Origin of the sequence: Mesorhizobium sp. M4B.F.Ca.ET.089.01.1.1 (genome assembly GCF_004022605.1) — a bacterium.
GTDB classification, from domain to species: Bacteria; Pseudomonadota; Alphaproteobacteria; order Rhizobiales; family Rhizobiaceae; genus Mesorhizobium; species Mesorhizobium abyssinicae.
Genome location: NZ_RZOS01001021.1, coordinates 1 through 829 on the forward strand (window position 1 = coordinate 1; position 829 = coordinate 829).

An 829-nucleotide genomic window follows, 5' to 3' on the forward strand; every position below is an offset into this window, starting at 1 on the left:
GCGTAAAGATCAGTGGGCCTGCGGCATCTACGGCGGAGTTTCTCGATCACGCCCATATGCACACGTCGAACATGCTTGCTTTCGAAGCGCGGCGCAGCTTCGCGCTCACGCTGGACGGGCTCTTTGAGCGCCAGCTCCGGATTTGGGCGAGGATACATGTCCCGGAAGATCGGCGTGCCGGTATTGCCACCGTGGAAATCAATAAACTTGTCCGAGGGACCGGTTTGCGTCATGGCCTTGACCTGGAAACAGGGCAAGTAAGGGCGACAATCGAGGAATTGCACCTGCTGGGAAACGCCGTGCGGCATGGCGACGGAGGTTCTCTGACCAAGTTGCGTGACCGTGCTCCTCACCTTTGGCGTTATGCGGACAACACCGTCGCTGCAAAGTCGGAAGAGCATGCCATTCTCAGCGAAGGCATCCAGCTGTCTGACCGCGACTTCGCGCGCTACGTGCGTGCTGTAACGCGGTTTTGGGGATTGGCCGACCGGGAGCCAGGCGCCGTGGTCGACGTGCCGTATTGAAGGTGGGCGTTGAAAGTTAGGTGGTCGCCGCTTGCGCAAACCGCGCCGCGAGCTGGCCGGGTATCGCTTCATAGCTTCCGGCCTTTTCGACATGTCGAGCGAGGGCGGCAAACGTTTCCGATTTCTGCCGGGCAAGCCTGCAGGCTTCATAGGTTCGCTTGTCGACGTAGGTCACATCGGCATAGGCGGCGAGGCAGGCTAGATAGCGGTCTGTCAGTTCACTGCCGTCCCATTCATGCGTGTCAGGGTGAAAGCGTCGAATGGCATTGTAGATGATGCCCGAGGGCAATTGGTCCTCCCTTACC

At 59.6% G+C, this 829-nt stretch carries 2 pseudogenes; one reads left to right on the top strand and one right to left on the bottom strand.

What is annotated here, in order from left to right:
• A pseudogene (locus tag EN780_RS35750) lies at positions 1-524 on the top strand (hypothetical protein); the annotation flags it as partial.
• Positions 525-540: 16 nt separating this feature from the next.
• On the opposite strand, the pseudogene EN780_RS35755 reads toward EN780_RS35750, so the two are convergent.
• Positions 541-829 (bottom strand): annotated as a pseudogene (locus tag EN780_RS35755) (hypothetical protein); the annotation flags it as partial.